The following is a 17,083-nucleotide window of genomic DNA, read 5'->3' on the forward strand; positions in this document are numbered from 1 at the left end:
TTGGTGGGTGCTCGCGGCGGCGGCGTCTCGGTGGTCACTGTCTCCGGCGGCAGTGACGGGGTGGGCGGCACCGACGGCGGTGTGGGCCGGCCTGCGGTTACCGTGCGGCTGGGTGGCGCCACCGTCGCCGACGTCGAGGCACTATCGCCGCCGTTGACGATGACGACGGTGGCGATCACCGCCAGGACGAACACCACGCCGGCGATGGTGGCAACCGGCCGCCACCGACGGTCGGCTGACCCGTAAAGCGCATCGCTTTCGGGATAGATGTCGTCGTCCGGATAGTCGTAGATGGCGCTATCCACGTGATCTGTGGTGCTAATGAGGCAGATGTTATCGATCTCGGTGGGGTCCGATCCGGGCGCCGCGCGCGCGTTTCGGTCACGATTTGGCGACGGTGGCAGCGGGTGCGGCGTCTGCCGACCGATTGCCGGGAACCGTCTTTCGCGGCGCGCGTCCGGGTCGTCCACTAGCCTGCTTGCAGAGAATGTCTAGCAAGGAAGGTGCCCGGGTGGAGGTCAAGATCGGTATCACAGACAGCCCGCGCGAACTGGTCTTCACCAGCGCGCAGACACCCAGCGAGGTCGAGGAATCGGTCACCGCTGCGCTGGGTAAGGGCTCCGACGTGCTGAGTCTGACCGACGAGAAGGGTCGTCGTTTCCTGATCCAGGCTGCCAAAATTGCCTACGTGGAAATCGGTGTCGCCGACGCGCGCAAGGTCGGCTTCGGAATCGGGGCCGGCTCGACTAAGAGCGGGTAAGCGGAACGTGCGACAGGCCACCCCAGGCGAACTGGACGGTTCCTTCCACGGCGTCTTCCTTGGAAATCGGCCGGTCGGTGTCCAGCCAGTATCGTGCGCAGTCGACGCTGATACCGACCAGCCCCACGGCGATCATCCTCGCTCGGTGCGGATCCAATCCAGAGTCGGCGCTGATCAGGTCGAACACCGCGTCGATACATGCCTCGGTGGCCACCCGGACCTGTGCGGAAACTTGTGGCTCGGTGACGTTGTCGTTTTCAAAGATCAGCCGGTAGCCCTGGCTGTCGTGCTCGATGAAGTCGAAGAACGCCTGCACGGCCGCGCGTAACCGTTGCCGGTTATCGGTGGTGGTACGCAGCGCCTGGCGTACGCCCGAGACCAGATTGTCTACGTGCCGCTGCAAGACTGCCAGATACAACTCCAGTTTGCTGGTGAAGTGCTGGTAGAGAACGGGTTTGCTGACACCGGCCCGCTCCGCTATTTCGTCCATACCGGCGGCGTGATAGCCGCGGTCGACAAAAACGTCGCTGGCGGCGATAAGGAGCTGGCCGCGGCGCTCATCGCGGGGCAGACGGTTACCGCGACGGGCGGCGGTCTCCACCGGTCGATTGCTGCCGGTCGGTTGGACGCCGGTCCGCCCGACCGCGTTGGCGAGATCGCTCATCAACCCCTCGATTCGGTGGCCACCGATGCGGCTATTTGCTGCTCGTCGCACCGACACTACTACCCGCTTCGCCAACGGATCACCATCGACGCCGGACAGGGGCCAAACAGCGCGGTCGACACCCTCGGGCAGCCAATGGGGCGCCATCAGGTGCAGCTAGCGTCGCTAGAAGCAAAGAATGTGCCATCCTGGATCAGTGACCGACGAACCGGATTGGCGCGCATCCGGCCGCGTACCGGTCTGCCGCGACGACCGGCGTGAACCCCTGCGCGCGCAGCGGGACCCGCTGGCCTGGGGTGCGGGACGACCCCGGTCCGCACGGGACAGCTCCCGCCGCTGGCGCAAACAGACCTGGTTGGGCCGGTTCGTGTCCACCTATGGCTGGCGCGCCTACGCGCTGCCGGTGCTGGCGGCCGTGACCGGGGTGGTTGTTTATCAGACGGTCAGCGACACCGGTGCCTCGGCCCCGGCCTCGGAAGGACCGGTTCAGGGTCCGCCGAAGATCGGCGCGGTAGGCACCGCGATTATCGACGCGCCGCCGCGCGGGCTGACCCAGTTCGACGCGAACCTGCCGACCGGAGTGCTGCCAGACGGCGGGCAGTTTGCCGAGGCCGGGGACAACACCTGGCGCATAGTTCCCGGCACCATGCCGAAGGTCGGCCAGGGCACGGCGAAGGTGTTTCGGTACACGGTCGAGGTGGAAAACGGTATCGACCCCAGCATGTTCGGCGGTGACGACGCGTTCGCACGGATGGTCGACCAGACCTTGGCTAATCCGAAGAGCTGGATACACAACCCGCAATTCGCGTTCATCCGCGTCGACGCAGCCGACCAGGGCAATCCCGACTTCCGGATCTCGATGAGCTCGCCGGCAACAGTGCGCGAGGGCTGTGGTGACGAGTTCCCGCTGGAGACGTCGTGCTACAACCCGTCGTTCGGTCCCGACGCGCAACCGCGGGTTTTCATCAACGAGGCGCGGTGGGTCCGCGGTGCGGTTCCGTTCGAGGGAGACATCGGGTCGTACCGCCAGTACGTCATTAATCATGAGGTTGGCCACGCCATCGGTTATCTGCGGCACGAGTCGTGCGACAAATCCGGCGGTCTGGCGCCGGTGATGATGCAGCAGACGTTTTCCACCTCGGATAATGACGCGGCGAGATTCGACCCGGAATGGGTCAAGGCCGACGGCAAGACCTGCCGATTCAATCCCTGGCCTTACCCGATCCCGTAATCGGGCAATCGAGCCGGGGAAGCCTCGCCGGTGCTTCGATGTTGATTCGGTCATGTGATGGGTGCAGAGCGCTGCGACAACTACGATCTTGACGAGCAAAACTGAGGAGATATCGGTGTCGACGTCGTTGCCGCCGCTGGTTGAACCAGCCGCGGAGCTCAGCCGTGCCGAGGTGGCCCGCTACAGCCGGCATCTGATCATTCCCGACCTAGGTGTCGAGGGGCAGAAGCGGCTCAAAAATGCCCGCGTTCTGGTGATCGGCGCAGGCGGGCTGGGATCCCCGGCCTTGTTGTACCTGGCCGCTGCCGGAGTCGGTACGATCGGCGTCGTCGACTTCGATGTCGTCGACGAGTCCAACCTCCAGCGCCAGATCATCCACGGCGTATCCGACCTGGGAAGGTCCAAGGCGCAGTCGGCGCGCGATTCGATCGCCGAGATCAACCCGCTGGTTGCGGTGCGGCTGCACGAGATGAGGCTGGAACCCGGCAACGCCGTGGACCTGTTCGGGCAATACGACTTAATTCTCGACGGCACCGACAACTTCGCCACCCGTTACCTGGTCAACGATGCTGCGGTACTTGCCGGCAAGCCTTATGTCTGGGGCTCGATCTACCGCTTCGAGGGCCAGGTGTCGGTGTTCTGGGAGGATGCCCCCGATGGCCGCGGCATCAACTACCGCGACCTATATCCTGAGCCGCCGCCACCGGGTCTGGTGCCGTCCTGCGCCGAGGGCGGGGTGCTGGGCGTGCTGTGCGCCTCGATCGCGTCGGTGATGAGCACCGAGGCGATCAAACTGATCACAGGCATCGGCGAGCCGCTGTTGGGCCGGTTGATGATCTACGACGCACTCGAGATGAGTTACCGAACCATCACGATCCGCCGGGATCCGTCGACGCCGAAGATCACCGAGTTAATGGACTACCAGCTGTTCTGCGGTGTGGTCTCCGAAGACGTCGCCGACGCGGCGGCCGACTCCACCATCACCCCGCAAGAGCTGCATGAGCTGTTGAACTCCGGCACGAAGATTGCCCTGATAGACGTGCGCGAGCCGGCAGAGTGGGCGATCAACCGCATCGACGGCGCGCAGTTGATTCCGAAGTCGGCCATCAACTCCGGCGCGGGCCTGGCGCAACTGCCCCAGGACCGGATTCCGGTGTTCTATTGCAAGACCGGTGTGCGCTCCGCCGAGGTGCTGGCCGCTGTGAAGAAGGCCGGATTCACCGACGCGATGCACTTGCAAGGAGGAATCGTCGCATGGGCCAGACAGATGCAGCCTGACATGGTGATGTACTAGGCCGGGCCGGCGACGATGCAGAGCGCGCTGCGCGATGAGGAGGAGTCGGCCGAATTGGGCCGGCCGGCGACGATGCAGAGCGCGCTGCGCGATGAGGAGGAGTCGGCCGAATTGGGCCGGCCGGCGACGATGCAGAGCGCGCTGCGCGAAGGCGTGTCGGCCCGCGTCGCCGCAGCTGAGCGCTATTAAGCTAAGCCAATGACCGTCGAGCCGCCGCCCGAGCATGTATTAGCGGCGTTCGGTTTAAGTGGTGTGACACCGGTGCCGCTGGGTGCCGGCTGGGAAGGCGGCTGGCGCTGCGGCGAAGTGGTGCTATCGATGGTGGCCGATCACGCTCGGGCCGCGTGGTCCGCCCGGGTGCGTGAGACGCTGTTCGTCGACGGGGTCCGCCTAGCCCGGCCGGTTCGATCGACCGACGGTCGCTACGTGGTTTCGGGTTGGCGGGCCGATACTTTCGTTGCCGGTGCGCCCGAGCCCCGACACGACGAAGTCGTCTCCACGGCCGTGCGGCTGCACGAAGCTACCAGCAAACTGGAACGACCACGATTCCTGACCCAGGGTCCGTCGCTGCCGTGGGCCGATATCGACGTGTTCATTGCTGCAGACCGAGCCGCCTGGGAGGATCGGCCGCTGCAGTCGGTGCCGCCGGCGGCGCGGACCGCTCCGCCGTCGGCCGACGGTCAGCGGTCGATCGAGCTGCTCAATCAGCTTGCCGGACTGCGACGGCGAACCAAGAGCCCCAGCCAGCTGGTGCATGGCGACCTCTACGGTACGGTGCTTTTCGCGGGCACCGCCGCACCGGGGATCACCGACATCACCCCGTACTGGCGGCCGGCGTCGTGGGCCGCCGGCGTGGTGGTCGTCGACGCGTTGTCGTGGGGCGAAGCCGATGAAGGGCTCATCGAGCGCTGGAGCGCCTTGCCGGAGTGGCCGCAGATGTTGTTGCGGGCGTTGATGTTCCGGCTGGCGGTCCACGCGCTGCACCCGCGCTCTACCGCAGAGGCTTTCCCGGGGCTGGTCCGCACGGCTGCGCTGGTCCGTCTCGTCCTCTGATCCGTGTGACGAGTTCCCGAGAGGGGCCGTCGCTCAGTGCACTGTCGCGGAACGCCGCGATCACCGGTGGGCAAGGTCATTGCGGATCAGCGCGGCGACCTCGGCGGGTTTGGCCTGGGCCACCATGTGCTCACAATCCAAGTCCACCAGCTCGAAGTCGGAACCCAGCCGGCCGCGCAGGCCCGCGATCAGCTCGTCACCGACATACGGCGGCACCGTCCACGCCGCCCGCACCACTGTCGTCCGGATTCCCTGCGGCGGCAACACGATCGCCCGGGCCAGCTCACTCCAGTAAGACATCATCGCCGGCAGGCTGACCCGCCAGCCGTACCGCCCGTTCGGCAGCTCGACGAGATGCGCCTCGAGTTCGGCGTCGAGCAGTGCGGGCTCGACATCGACCCACGAACCCGCCGACTTCTCGGCGCGGGCCTGCGCGGCGTCCGGATAGTCGGGGGAGGCCAGCATCGCGTCGGCGATCTTGCGCATCCACTCACCGTCCAGCCCGATCGCCGGGTCGAGCAGCACCAAGGCGCTCACCCGGTCGGGATGCGCGTTGGCCAGGTGCAACGCAACCGCGCCGCCGAAGGAATGCCCGACTACGACCACCGGGGCATCGGCGAGATCGTCGAGCAGGCCGGCCAGTGCGGTGACGTTGGCATCGATAGTCCACGGTGCCGCCCACGACGACCTGCCGTGCCCGAGCAGATCGGGTGCCGCGACGCTGATGTCGGGCAGATGGCCCGCCGCCAGTGATCGCCACCGCTGCCCATGGCCGGTCAACCCATGGATCGCCAGCAACCGCACCGGTCCCGGCGGCCCATAGCGGTGCACATGCAGGCTCACGCATCGATAGTGCCAGTTGGTCGCCGACGGGTTTCGGTGGGCGGACTTGTCGGACCGCTGTGGTGTCATGCCGCTATGTCATCTCGGCGGTCAGATCGGCAGGCTTATCGGTGGGGTCCCGAAGCGGACATGGTGTTCGACCCGGGTTTGCGTGGCCGGCTGCGGATACTGGGTGGACCGGGCACCGGCAAAAGCACTCTGCTGGCCAACGCCGCGGCCAAGCGCATCGCCGCCGGTGTCGACCCGGGGTCGGTATTGTTGCTGACGCCCGGCCGGGTGGGAACCCGGGCGCGCACTGCGTTCACGAGGCAGTTGTTGGGCTCGCGGGTAGGCCAAGGGCTGGTTCCGGCGATCCGGGAGCCGCTGGTGCGCACGGTGCACAGCTATGCGTTCGCGGTGTTGCGGCTAGCCGCACAGCGGGCCGGCGACCCGCCGCCGCGACTGGTCCCCAGCGCAGAGCAAGATCAAATCATCGCCGAACTACTGGCCGGCGACATCGCCGATGGCCGCGCGGCGGGGACGGCTTGGCCCGTGCAGCTGCGGCCCGCGCTGCGCACCGCCGGGTTCGTCACAGAGTTGCGGGATCTGTTGGCCCGCTGCGCTGAACGCGGCATCGGCCCCCAAGAGCTACAACAGCTGGGCCGGGCCTGCGGGCGCCCGGAATGGGTGGCCGCGGGCCGGTTCGCGCGCCAGTACGAGCAGGTGATGCTGCTGCGTGCGGCCGTCGGCACCGCGGCTCCGCAGGCGACGACACCGGAGGTGGGCGCTGCCGAGCTGATCGGGGCGGCCCTGGAGGCCCTTGCCGTCGACCCTGGCCTGGTGGCTGCCCAGCACGCCCGGATCCGAGTGCTGCTGGTCGACGACGCCCAGCAGCTCGACCCGCAGGCCGCCCGCCTGGTGCGGGTGCTGGCCGCCGGCGCCGAGCTGACCCTGATTTCGGGGGATCCCGGCCAGGCGGTGTTCGGCTTCCGCGGCGCCGAACCGGCGGTGTTACTCGGCGACGGAGCCCCGGCGGTGGCGCTGACCAGGTCGTATCGCTGCGCTCCGGAGATCGCTCGCGCGGTGTCGGGCATCGCAGCCCGAGTCCCCGGTGGCAGTCCGATCTGCGGTAACCCGGCGATCACGGGATCGCTGACAATGCGGCTGGCGGCCTCCGCGCATGCGGAGGCCGCGGTGATCGCCGACGCGGTGCGGCGCGCCCATCTGATCGACGGGCTGCCGTGGTCGCAGATGGCAGTGATCGTCAGGTCAGTGCCACGAATCGCCGCCGGGTTGTCGCAGGCACTGGCGCGCGCCGGGGTGCCGGTCGTCTCGCCGGACCCCGGTGGGCCACTGGCTGAGCAGCCCGCGGCGCGGGCGTTGCTGACCGTGCTGGCCACCGTGGTCCACGGACTGGACGGCGAGCGGGCGCTGGCGCTGCTGACCGGGCCGATCGGTCGGATGGACCCGGTGTCGCTGCGCGGGCTGTGCCGAACCCTGCGTCGCCGTGCCGACGCCCGCGACCAACCTCTCGGAGACACGGACCTGCTGGTGGCCGCTTTGTCCGGCGATCGCTCAGCAGGCAACGCTTCCGCCGGACTGGTCATGGCCGGGCTTCCGCCCGCGCAGGCCTGCCCGCTGCGACGCGTCCGGACGGTGCTGGACGCGGCGGTCCGATGCCATCGTGCGGGCCGCGACCCCCGCGAGACGCTGTGGGCCGTGTGGCAGCGCTCGGGCCTTCAGCGCCGCTGGCTGGCAGCATGGGAGCGAGGCGGCCCGGCCGGAGCCCAGGCCGGCCGCGACTTGGATGCGGTAACCGCATTGTTCGACGCAGCCCACACTTACGCGTCCAACACCGGCGGAGCATCACTGCGCGGGCTGATCGAGCACGTCGGGACGGTCCAGCTGGCTACCGACGGGCCCGAGCCGGCGGAGTCGCCCGAGGCGGTGCGGGTGCTGAGCGCACACGCCGCGCTCGGACACGAGTGGGATCTGGTCGTGATCGCCGGCCTGCAAGAAGGGTTGTGGCCCAACACCGTTCCTCGCGGCGGGGTGTTGGGCACCCAGCGGCTGCTCGATGTACTCGACGGAGTCGACGACAACGCCTCGTTACGGGCGCCGCTGCTCGCCGACGAGCGGCGGCTGCTGGTGGCGGCGATGGGCCGGGCCCGGCGGCGGTTGCTGGTGACCGCCGTTGATGGGGAATCCGGCGACGGCAGTTCCGAAACCGCGGTCGTGTCGCCATCGGTGTTTTTCGCCGAGATAGCCCGCTGGGCCACCGAATCCGCGCCCGGGCTGGAACCGATCGCCGCGCCCCGGGTGTTGTCGCCGGCGGCGGTGGTGGGTCAACTGCGTGCGGTGGTGTGTGCTGCGCCGGGCACGGTGAGCGAGGCGGCTCGGGCCGGCGCGGCGACACAGCTGGCCCGGCTGGCCCGGGCCGGGGTGCCCGGCGCCGATCCGGCCGAGTGGTACGGCATGACGCCGGTCAGCACCATGGCGCCGTTGTACAGCGGGGCGGATCACACGGTCACCCTGACACCGTCCAGCTTGCAGACGCTGGCCGACTGCCCGCTGCGCTGGCTGGCCGAAAACCATGGCGGAGCCAATCCGCGCGATCTGCGTGCCACCACCGGTTCGGTGCTGCACGCGCTGATCGCTGAACCGGCCGCCAGCGAGTCGACGATGCTGGCGGCGCTGGACCGGTTGTGGGAGCAGCTGCCGTTCGATTCACCCTGGTTCGCAGCCAACGAGCTGGCCCGCCACCGCGCCATGCTGCAGACATTCCTGCAGTGGCGGGCCCAAACACGCAGCGAGCTGACCGAGGTCGGCGTCGAGGTCGAGGTTGACGGAGCCCTGCGGGTGCGGGGCGGCGGCGCTGCCGGTGTTCGGCTGCGCGGACGCATCGACCGGCTCGAACGCGACGCGGCGGGCCGGCTGGTGGTCATCGACGTCAAGACCGGCAAGACACCGGTCAGCAAGGACGATGCGCAGCAGCACGCGCAACTGGCGGCCTACCAGCTGGCGGTGGCCGAGGGCCTGCTGCCGCACGGCGAGGAGCCCGGCGGCGCCCGGCTGGTGTACCTGGGGCGACCGGGATCCGGCAACGCCACCCAACGCGAGCAGGACCCGTTGACCCCGGCCGCGCGCGACGAGTGGCGCAGCCTGATCCGACACCTCGCCGCGAAGACCGCCGGACCACAGTTCATCGCCCGGGTCAACGACGGCTGTCCGCACTGCCCCATACGGTCAAGCTGCCCGGCCCACTGCGGCGTCGAGCAGACAGGGCCGGCATGACCCCCCGGTACAGCCCCGCCGAATTAGCTTGCACACTGGGGCTTTTCCAGCCGACCGAGGAGCAGGCCGCGGTGATCGCCGCGCCACCGGGACCGCTGGTAGTCATCGCCGGAGCCGGCGCCGGTAAAACCGAGACCATGGCCGCGCGGGTGGTCTGGCTCGTCGCCAACGGCTACGCCGAACCCGGCCAGGTACTGGGATTGACGTTCACTCGCAAGGCCGCCGCGCAGCTGCTGCGCCGGGTCCGCACCCGTCTGGCCCGGCTGGCGGGCGCCGGCCTGACGCCCCCCGATCCCGACCCGGCCCGGACGCCGACGGTGAGCACCTACCACGCATTCGCCGGCCAGCTGGTGCGCGAGCATGGCCTGCGCGCGGCCATCGAGCCGGGCGCCCGGCTGCTCAGCGAGACCGAGTTGTGGCAGCTGGCTTTCGACGTGGTCAACGGCTACCGCGGCGAGCTGCGCACCGACAAAACCCCGGCCGCGGTCACCGCCATGGTGCTGCGGCTGGCAGGCCAGCTCGCCGAGCACCTCGTCGACACCGCGCAACTGCGCGACACCCAGGCGGAGCTGGAACGCCTCGTGCACACCTTGCCGGCCGGACGCTATCAACGAGGCGGGCCCAGCCAATGGCTGCTGCGGCTGCTGGCCACCCAGACCGAGCGTGCCGAAGTCGTGCCGCTGATCGATGCGTTGCACGAGCGGATGCGGGCCGAGAAGGTGATGGACTTCGGCATGCAGATGGCCTCGGCAGCGCGGCTGGCGAGGGAGTTGCCGCACGTCGGGGCGCAGCTGCGCAGCAGCTACCGGGTGGTGCTGCTCGACGAGTACCAGGACACCGGACACGCTCAGCGCATCATGTTGTCGGCGCTGTTCGGTGGGGGAGCCGACGACACGTTGGCGTTGACCGCCGTCGGGGATCCGATCCAGTCGATCTATGGCTGGCGCGGTGCCTCGGCGACCAATCTCCCCCGGTTCAGCACCGACTTCCCCCGGGCTGACGGCAGCCCCGCGCCGGTGCTGGAGTTGCGCACCAGCTGGCGCAATCCGTCGCGGGCCCTGCGGGTGGCCAACGCGGTGGCGGCCGACGCGCGACGACGGTCGGTGGCCGTCCAAGCGCTGCGATGCCGGCCCGACGCCTCGCCGGGTACGGTGCGGTGCGCGCTGCTGGCCGACGTGACCGCCGAGCGGGAATGGATCGCCGACCACCTGCAGCACCACTATCAGCGGGCCCACGCCGACGGTTTCACGCCGCCCACCGCCGCGGTGTTGGTGCGCCGCAACACCGACGCTGCCCCGATGGCGGCGGCGTTGCGGGCGCGGGGCATCCCGGTGGAGGTGGTTGGGCTGGCCGGGTTGTTGTCGGTTCCCGAGGTCGCCGACGTGGTGGCGATGCTGAGGTTGCTCGCCGACCCCACCGCCGGCGCGGCCGCGATGCGGGTACTGGCCGGCCCGCGGTGGCGCCTCGGTGGCCGTGACATCGCCGCACTGTGGCGCCGCGCCATAGGGCTCGCATCCGGGGGGCCGGCCTTCGACTCCGAGGCGCCGTGCCTGGCAGACGCTATCGACGATCCCGGGCCGGCGAGCCACTATTCCGCCTCCGGATACCGGCGCATCGTCGCGCTCGCTGCGGAGCTGACCGCCCTGCGCGGTCACCTCGGTCATCCGCTGCCCGACCTGGTCGCCGAGGTGCGCCGGGTGTTGCGCGTCGACTGCGAGGTGCATGCGGCGCAATCGGCTCACCCGGGCCGGACCGGCACCGAGCACCTCGACACCTTCGCCGACGTGGTCAACGGCTACGCCGACCGGGCGCGCGGCGCGCCGAACCTGTCGCCGCCGTCGGTCGCCGGTCTGCTCGCCTACCTCGACGCGGCCGCCGTCGTCGAGAACGGTTTGCCGCGAGCGCAGGCAGCTGCCGACGCCGGGCGGGTCCAGGTGCTCACCGTCCACGCCGCCAAGGGGTTGGAATGGCAGGTGGTGGCCGTGCCGCACCTGTCGACGGGAATCTTCCCGTCGACGGCGTCGGGGGCGTCCTGGCTGACTGACGCCGCCGAACTGCCCCCACTGCTGCGGGGGGACCGCGCCTCGGCCGGTGTGTACGGGGTGCCGGAATTGGATACCTCCGACGTCACCGACCGCAAGCAACTGTCGGACCGGATCGCTGCTCACCGGCGTCAGCTCGAGCAGCGCCGCCTCGACGAGGAGCGCCGGCTGCTGTACGTCGCGATCACCCGCGCCCAGGACACCCTGCTTGTTTCCGGTCACCAGTGGGGTGCCACGGGGGTCAAGCCGCGTGGCCCGTCCGACTTTCTGGATGAGCTCAAAGACATCATCGAACGCTCAGCAGCCGCCGGCGATGCTTGCGGTGTCGTCGAACACTGGGCCCCGGCTGCCGGGGAACGCAACCCGTTTCGCGACAGTGGTGTCGAGGCGATCTGGCCGGCTGATCCGCTGGGTGCGCGGCGCGCCGACGTGGAGCGTGGGGCGGCGCTGGTCGCCGCGGCGATGTCGGCAGGGGAGCCGCCGCAGGCCTCCGCGCCGGTCTGCTCCGACGAGTGGGCCGCCGATGTCGACGCGCTGCTGGCCGAACGGGCCCGAATAGCGTCGCCGCCGGCGCTCGCGCTGCCCTGCCAGCTTTCGGTCAGTGGCCTGGTGGAGGTCGTCCGCGACCCGGCGGGCGCACGGCAGCGGTTGACGCGGCAGCTGCCGGCACGGCCTGAGCCGCGTTCCGCGCTGGGCACCGCGTTTCACGATTGGGTTGCGCGGTTCTACGGAGCTGACCCGTTGTTGGATCTGGCTGACCTGCCCGGCGCAGCCGACGCGGACACGTCCGGAGCCGACGCCGGGCAACTCACTGCGCTGCAGGCCGCGTTCCGCTCGTCGCCATGGGCCACCCGCACACCGGCCGCCGTCGAGGTGCCTTTCGAGATGGCGCTGGGTGACACGGTGCTGCGCGGCCGCATCGACGCGGTGTTCGCCGATCCCGACGGCGGCGCCACGGTTGTGGACTGGAAGACCGGCGAGCCGCCGCGCAGCGCGGAATCCGCCCGGCAGGCCGCAATCCAGCTCGGCGTATACCGGCTGGCCTGGGCGGCGCTCAGCGGCTGCCCGGAATCCTTGGTGCGCGCCGCTTTCCACTACGTCCGTGACGCGGTCACCGTGGTCCCCGAAACCCTGCCGGACGCGGACGAACTGGCCGCGCTGCTCGCCGCTGATGATCGGACTAAGCCGTGCGCCTGATCCTGAGCGCGGAGGTCAGGGCAGGTAAACAGGGCTTCGGTGCCGGCAGCTGCGTGATGCCGACGCCGATCAGGTCGCCATGCGGTATGCGGGTGCCTGGTCGCCGTCGCAATGCACTGTGGGTGCGGGTTACATTGTGTCGTGCGCCGTGTCGTGCGCCGGCCGATGAAGGGGAGTTGTGGCCAGAGCTAGCCGGCGGAGCGGTTTCGACGAGACGTTGACCACCCAGCCCAGTTATGCGCTGGTCGGCGTGCTGCGCATCCCGGGAAGTGAAGTGGGCCCGGTTCGCATCATCTCGCGCCGGGTGACCGTCGCCCTGGTGGCGTTGTTCGTGGCCACCGGGATTGTCTATCTCGACCGCGGCGGATATCACGACGCCGCCGGCAACCGCCCGCTGACCTTCCTGGACTGCCTGTACTACTCGGCGGTGTCGCTGTCGACGACCGGCTACGGCGACATCACCCCCTATACCCAGGCCGCCCGACTGGTCAACGTCGCGGTCATCACTCCGCTGCGGGTCGCGTTCCTGATCGTGCTGGTCGGAACGACCCTGGAGGTGCTCACCGAGACATCCCGGCAGGCACTGAAAATCCAGCGTTGGAGGAACAAAGTGCGCAACCACACCGTCGTCATCGGGTACGGCACCAAGGGCAAGACGGCGGTCGCGGCGATGCTCAGCGACCAGGTCCCGGCCGGCGACATCGTCGTCGTCGACGCTGACCAGGCGGTCCTCGACCATGCGGCCGCCGCCGGGTTGGTGACCGTGCGCGGCGATGCCACCAAGTCCGACGTGCTGCGGTTGGCAGGTGTTCAGCACGCAGCCGCGGTCATCGTGGCCACCAGCCGCGACGACACCGCGGTGCTGGTCACGTTGACGGCCCGGGAAATCGGGCCCAAGGCCAAGATCGTGGCGGCTATTCGCGAGGCGGAAAACCAGCACCTGCTGCGGCAGTCCGGGGCAGACTCCGTGGTGGTGTCCTCCGAAACCGCCGGCCGGCTGCTCGGCATCGCCACCACCACGCCCAGCGTGGTAGCGATGATCGAGGACCTGCTGACGCCGGCCGCGGGATTCGCCATCGCCGAACGTGCAGTCGAGCAGACCGAAGTCGGTGGCTCGCCAAGGCATCTGCGTGACATCGTGCTCGGCGTGGTCCGCGACGGGCAACTGTTGCGCGTCGACGCGCCGGAAGTCGATGCGATCGAGGCCGGTGACCGGCTGCTCTACGTTCGCAGCACAGGCAAATAGCGGGCACGTAGCGGCAGCACCTACCGTAACGGTCGTGGATTTCCAGCTGCAGAGGGTCCCGCTGCTGTCGCGCGTCGGTGCCGACCGGGCCGATAAACTGCGGACCGACATCGAGGCGGCCACCGCCGGCTGGGCTAGCGCTGCACTGCTTCGAGTCGATTCGCGCAATCAGGTGCTGGTGGCCGGTGGCCGGGTGGTCCTGGGTGCGGCGAACGCGCTGGCCGACAAGCCACCCCCGGATGCGGTGTTTTTGGGCCGTTTAGAAGACGGCCGGCATGTGTGGGCGGTGCGCGGACCGCTGAGCGAACCCGAGGACGGGACACCGGATGCCGAGGTGGCCGACCTTCGACGCTCCGGCGAGCTGTTCGACGACACTAGTGCGCAACTGGTGTCCTCGGCGCTGGCGCTGCTGAACTGGCATGACAACGCGCGGTTTTCCCCCGTGGACGGCGCTCCGACCAAGCCGGTGCGCTGTGGTTGGGCGCGGGTCGATCCGCTGACCGGCCGCGAGGAATTTCCGCGGATCGATCCTGCGGTGATCTGCCTGGTCCACGACGGCGGCGAGCGTGCAGTGCTGGCCCGTCAGACGGTGTGGCCGCCGCGCTTGTTCTCGTTGCTGGCCGGTTTCGTCGAAGCCGGCGAGTCGTTCGAGGTCTGCGTGGCCCGCGAGGTCCGCGAGGAAATCGGCCTGGAGGTGCGCGACGTGCGCTATCTGGGCAGCCAGCCGTGGCCGTTTCCGCGCTCGCTCATGGTCGGCTTCCACGCCGTCGCCGATCCGGATCAGGAGTTCTCATTCAGTGACGGGGAGATCGCCGAGGCGGCATGGTTCACCCGCGACGAGGTCCGCGCCGCACTGGCCGCCGGCGATTGGAGCAGCTCCCCGGGGGCCACGCTGCTGCTACCGGGTTCGGTTTCGATAGCGCGGGTGATCATCGAATCCTGGGCGGCCGGCTGAGGCTATCCGGCCAGTTCGGCCAGCTTGGCCTTGATCTGACCGGCGCCGGGGTTGGTCATCGTCGAGCCGTCCGCGAATTTCACCGTCGGAACCGTCTTGTTGCCGCCGTTGACCGATCCGACGAACTCCGCGGCCGCGGCGTCCTGCTCGATGTTGACCTCCTCGTAGGAGATACCGGCGACCTTCAACAGCGCCTTGAGGCGGTAGCAGTAACCGCACCACGGCGTGGTGTACATGGTGAGTGAAGCTGTCATAAGTCGTTAAACATAACCGAGTCCATGCCTATTGCCGCGGCGTGGCGTTGCCCGGGCCGTGTCGGCCCGCACTGCCAAGATGGACTTCATGCCGGTGATCCCCGACGCGCTGACCGCCGGCCTCGACGACGACCAGCGCGAGGCCGTGCTGGCGCCCCGCGGACCTGTCTGCGTGCTGGCCGGCGCCGGCACGGGCAAGACCCGCACCATCACCCACCGCATCGCCGCGCTGGTGGCCGCCGGCCACGTGGCTGCGCATCAGGTGCTGGCGGTCACGTTCACCCAGCGCGCCGCCGGCGAAATGCGCAGCCGGCTGCGCGCACTGGGCGCCGCCGCCGACAACCGGGCCGCCGGCATCGGGGCGGTGCAGGCACTGACGTTTCACGCCGCCGCGCACCGCCAGCTGCGTTATTTCTGGCCCCGGGTCATCGGCGACACCGGCTGGCAGCTGCTCGACAGCAAATTCGCCGTGGTCGGCCGCGCCGCGCACAACGCCGGGCTCAAGCTCAGCACCGACGACGTGCGTGACCTGGCCGGCGAGATCGAGTGGGCCAAGGCTTCGCTGATCTCCCCGGAGCAGTATCCGCACGCGGTCGCGGCGGCGTGCCGCGACGTTCCGTTGGACCCGGGTCAGATCGCGTCCGTGTACGCCGGCTACGAGACGCTCAAGGCCCGCCGTGACGGCGTCACGCTGCTCGACTTCGACGATCTGTTGCTGCACACCGCGGCGGCGATCGAAAACGATGCCGCGGTGGCCGAGGAATTCCGTGACCGGTACCGCTGCTTCGTCGTGGACGAATACCAGGATGTCACCCCACTGCAACAGCGGGTGCTCTCGGCGTGGCTGGGGGATCGCGACGACCTGACTGTCGTCGGCGACGCCAACCAAACGATCTACTCGTTCACCGGCGCCTCACCGCGGTATCTGCTGGACTTTTCCCGGCGGTTTCCGGACGCGATCGTGGTGCGCCTGGAGCGCGACTACCGCTCCACCCCGCAGGTGGTGTCGCTGGCCAACCGGGTGATCGCCGCTGCGCAGGGCCGGGTGGCCGGCGCCAAGCTGCGTTTGGTCGGCCAGCGGGATCCGGGTCCGGCGCCGTCATTTCAGGAGTATCCCGACGAAGTCGCCGAGGCTGCCGCGGTTGCCAAGTCGATCGTGCGGCTCGTCGAGTCCGGCACTGCACCCGCTGAGATTGCGGTGCTCTATCGGGTCAACGCACAGTCCGAGGTGTATGAGGAGGCGTTGACCGGGGCCGGCGTTTCCTACCAGGTCCGCGGCGGCGAGGGGTTCTTCAGTCGTCAGGAGATCCGGCAGGCGCTGCTGTTGTTGCAGCGCGCGGCCGCCCGCGGCGCCGACGGACCGGTGTCTGATGGCGTCCGCGGACTCCTTGAGCCGCTCGGGTTGACGGCACAGCCGCCGACGGGCACCCGGGCCAGGGAACGTTGGGAGGCGCTGACCGCGCTGGCCGAGCTGGTCGACGAGGAGCTGGTCCATCGACCGCAGCTGGACCTCCCGGGCTTAGTCGCCGAGCTACGGGCACGCGCCGAGGCCCGCCACCCTCCGGTGGTGCAGGGCGTCACGCTGGCGTCCCTGCACGCGGCCAAGGGGCTGGAGTGGGACGCGGTGTTTTTGGTCGGATTGACCGACGGCACGCTGCCGATCTCGCATGCACTGGCCCACGGTGCGGTCAGCGAAGCCGTTGAGGAGGAGCGCCGGTTGCTCTACGTCGGAATCACCAGGGCCCGTGTGCACCTGGCCCTGAGCTGGGCGCTGTCGCGCACCCCGGGCGGTCGGCAGAGCCGCAAGCCGTCCCGGTTTTTGGCCGGGATCGCTCCCCAGACACCACCTGGCCCGGTCCCGAACCGGCCACGACGCAATCGTGGCGCCGCCGGCCCGGCACAGCAGTGCCGGATCTGCAACAAGGCGCTGACCTCGCCGACGGCCACCATGCTGCGCCGGTGCCAGACGTGCGCAGCCGACCTCGACGAGGAATTGCTGCTGCGACTCAAGGAATGGCGGCTGCGCACCGCCAAGGAACTGAACGTCCCGGCCTACGTGGTCTTCACCGACAACACGCTGATCGCGATCGCCGAGATGCTGCCCTGCGACGAGCTCGCCCTGGTCGCGATCCCCGGGATCGGTGCCCGCAAGCTGGAGCAGTTCGGTCCGGACGTGCTGGAGCTGGTCCGTAACCGGGGTTAACCGCGAAAAATCAGCGAGGTGCCTCAGCTAAAAGTGAGCGCGAAGCGGTGGTTGGTGCCTCACGCATG

13 protein-coding genes and 1 pseudogene are annotated in these 17,083 nt (G+C 69.2%); 10 read left to right on the forward strand and 4 right to left on the reverse strand.

Annotated elements, in window-relative coordinates; all coding sequences use genetic code 11:
* Positions 1 to 305: pseudogene (locus tag F6Q13_RS15155) on the reverse strand (hypothetical protein); the annotation flags it as partial.
* Positions 306 to 511: 206 nt separating this feature from the next.
* Between F6Q13_RS15155 and F6Q13_RS15160 the strand changes: the two are divergent.
* Positions 512 to 760, forward strand: a complete 249-nt coding sequence (locus F6Q13_RS15160; RefSeq protein WP_293058093.1) for a DUF3107 domain-containing protein — start codon at positions 512 to 514, stop codon at positions 758 to 760.
* Here the strand turns inward: F6Q13_RS15160 and F6Q13_RS15165 are convergent.
* The gene (locus tag F6Q13_RS15165) at positions 747 to 1,424 is read right to left on the reverse strand and encodes a TetR/AcrR family transcriptional regulator (RefSeq protein ID WP_293058096.1); all 678 of its coding nucleotides are present in this window, start codon (positions 1,422 to 1,424) and stop codon (positions 747 to 749) included. The genes F6Q13_RS15160 and F6Q13_RS15165 overlap by 14 nt on opposite strands.
* Positions 1,425 to 1,602: 178 nt before the next feature.
* On the opposite strand from F6Q13_RS15165, the gene F6Q13_RS15170 reads away from it, so the two are divergent.
* From F6Q13_RS15170 to F6Q13_RS15185, 4 genes are all read left to right on the forward strand, one after another.
* Positions 1,603 to 2,655: a DUF3152 domain-containing protein gene (locus F6Q13_RS15170; RefSeq protein WP_293058099.1), complete on the forward strand. Its 1,053-nt coding sequence runs from the start codon at positions 1,603 to 1,605 to the stop codon at positions 2,653 to 2,655.
* Positions 2,656 to 2,770: 115 nt separating this feature from the next.
* Positions 2,771 to 3,949, forward strand: a complete 1,179-nt coding sequence (moeZ, locus tag F6Q13_RS15175) for an adenylyltransferase/sulfurtransferase MoeZ (RefSeq protein WP_293058121.1) — start codon at positions 2,771 to 2,773, stop codon at positions 3,947 to 3,949.
* A gap of 15 nt (positions 3,950 to 3,964) precedes the next feature.
* The gene (locus F6Q13_RS15180; protein WP_293058102.1) at positions 3,965 to 4,138 is read left to right on the forward strand and encodes a hypothetical protein; all 174 of its coding nucleotides are present in this window, start codon (positions 3,965 to 3,967) and stop codon (positions 4,136 to 4,138) included.
* A 9-nt stretch (positions 4,139 to 4,147) separates the two neighbouring features.
* The gene (locus F6Q13_RS15185; protein WP_293058105.1) at positions 4,148 to 5,002 is read left to right on the forward strand and encodes a TIGR02569 family protein; all 855 of its coding nucleotides are present in this window, start codon (positions 4,148 to 4,150) and stop codon (positions 5,000 to 5,002) included.
* 60 nt (positions 5,003 to 5,062) lie between these two features.
* Here the strand turns inward: F6Q13_RS15185 and F6Q13_RS15190 are convergent, their stop codons facing one another.
* A complete protein-coding gene (locus F6Q13_RS15190; RefSeq protein WP_293058108.1) occupies positions 5,063 to 5,845 on the reverse strand; it encodes an alpha/beta fold hydrolase in 783 nt (260 codons plus the stop codon).
* Between the two features lie 129 nt (positions 5,846 to 5,974).
* Here F6Q13_RS15190 and F6Q13_RS15195 point away from each other — a divergent pair, with 129 nt between their 5' ends.
* The 4 genes from F6Q13_RS15195 (at position 5,975) to nudC (ending at position 14,558) form a co-directional block, all read left to right on the forward strand.
* Complete coding sequence (locus F6Q13_RS15195) at positions 5,975 to 9,118, forward strand: ATP-dependent DNA helicase (protein WP_293058124.1); 3,144 nt, start codon at positions 5,975 to 5,977, stop codon at positions 9,116 to 9,118.
* The gene (locus F6Q13_RS15200) at positions 9,115 to 12,357 is read left to right on the forward strand and encodes an ATP-dependent helicase (RefSeq protein WP_293058111.1); all 3,243 of its coding nucleotides are present in this window, start codon (positions 9,115 to 9,117) and stop codon (positions 12,355 to 12,357) included. The genes F6Q13_RS15195 and F6Q13_RS15200 overlap by 4 nt, the downstream gene beginning before the upstream one ends.
* Before the next feature lie 178 nt (positions 12,358 to 12,535).
* Positions 12,536 to 13,603, forward strand: a complete 1,068-nt coding sequence (locus F6Q13_RS15205; protein WP_293058113.1) for a TrkA family potassium uptake protein — start codon at positions 12,536 to 12,538, stop codon at positions 13,601 to 13,603.
* A 34-nt stretch (positions 13,604 to 13,637) separates the two neighbouring features.
* The gene (nudC, locus tag F6Q13_RS15210; protein ID WP_293058116.1) at positions 13,638 to 14,558 is read left to right on the forward strand and encodes an NAD(+) diphosphatase; all 921 of its coding nucleotides are present in this window, start codon (positions 13,638 to 13,640) and stop codon (positions 14,556 to 14,558) included.
* Between the two features lie 2 nt (positions 14,559 to 14,560).
* Here the strand turns inward: nudC and F6Q13_RS15215 are convergent, their stop codons facing one another.
* Positions 14,561 to 14,812 (reverse strand): mycoredoxin, encoded by a 252-nt coding sequence (locus F6Q13_RS15215; protein ID WP_293058119.1) that lies wholly within the window; start codon positions 14,810 to 14,812, stop codon positions 14,561 to 14,563.
* 88 nt (positions 14,813 to 14,900) lie between these two features.
* Here F6Q13_RS15215 and F6Q13_RS15220 point away from each other — a divergent pair, with 88 nt between their 5' ends.
* Complete coding sequence (locus tag F6Q13_RS15220; RefSeq protein ID WP_293058127.1) at positions 14,901 to 17,015, forward strand: ATP-dependent DNA helicase UvrD2; 2,115 nt, start codon at positions 14,901 to 14,903, stop codon at positions 17,013 to 17,015.
* Positions 17,016 to 17,083 lie beyond the last annotated feature (68 nt).

Source organism: Mycobacterium sp. (genome assembly GCF_008709575.1).
Taxonomy (GTDB): Bacteria; Actinomycetota; Actinomycetes; order Mycobacteriales; family Mycobacteriaceae; genus Mycobacterium.

What these genes read in the sequence shown, in the direction of transcription:
- F6Q13_RS15165 (WP_293058096.1), bottom strand. Translation starts at nt 1,424, where the DNA reads ATGAGCGATCTCGCCAACGCGGTCGGGCGGACCGGCGTCCAACCGACC.
- F6Q13_RS15170 (WP_293058099.1), top strand. Translation starts at nt 1,603, where the DNA reads ATGTGCCATCCTGGATCAGTGACCGACGAACCGGATTGGCGCGCATCC.
- F6Q13_RS15180 (WP_293058102.1), top strand. Translation starts at nt 3,965, where the DNA reads ATGCAGAGCGCGCTGCGCGATGAGGAGGAGTCGGCCGAATTGGGCCGG.
- F6Q13_RS15185 (WP_293058105.1), top strand. Translation starts at nt 4,148, where the DNA reads ATGACCGTCGAGCCGCCGCCCGAGCATGTATTAGCGGCGTTCGGTTTA.
- F6Q13_RS15195 (WP_293058124.1), top strand. Translation starts at nt 5,975, where the DNA reads ATGGTGTTCGACCCGGGTTTGCGTGGCCGGCTGCGGATACTGGGTGGA.
- F6Q13_RS15200 (WP_293058111.1), top strand. Translation starts at nt 9,115, where the DNA reads ATGACCCCCCGGTACAGCCCCGCCGAATTAGCTTGCACACTGGGGCTT.
- F6Q13_RS15215 (WP_293058119.1), bottom strand. Translation starts at nt 14,812, where the DNA reads ATGACAGCTTCACTCACCATGTACACCACGCCGTGGTGCGGTTACTGC.
- F6Q13_RS15220 (WP_293058127.1), top strand. Translation starts at nt 14,901, where the DNA reads ATGCCGGTGATCCCCGACGCGCTGACCGCCGGCCTCGACGACGACCAG.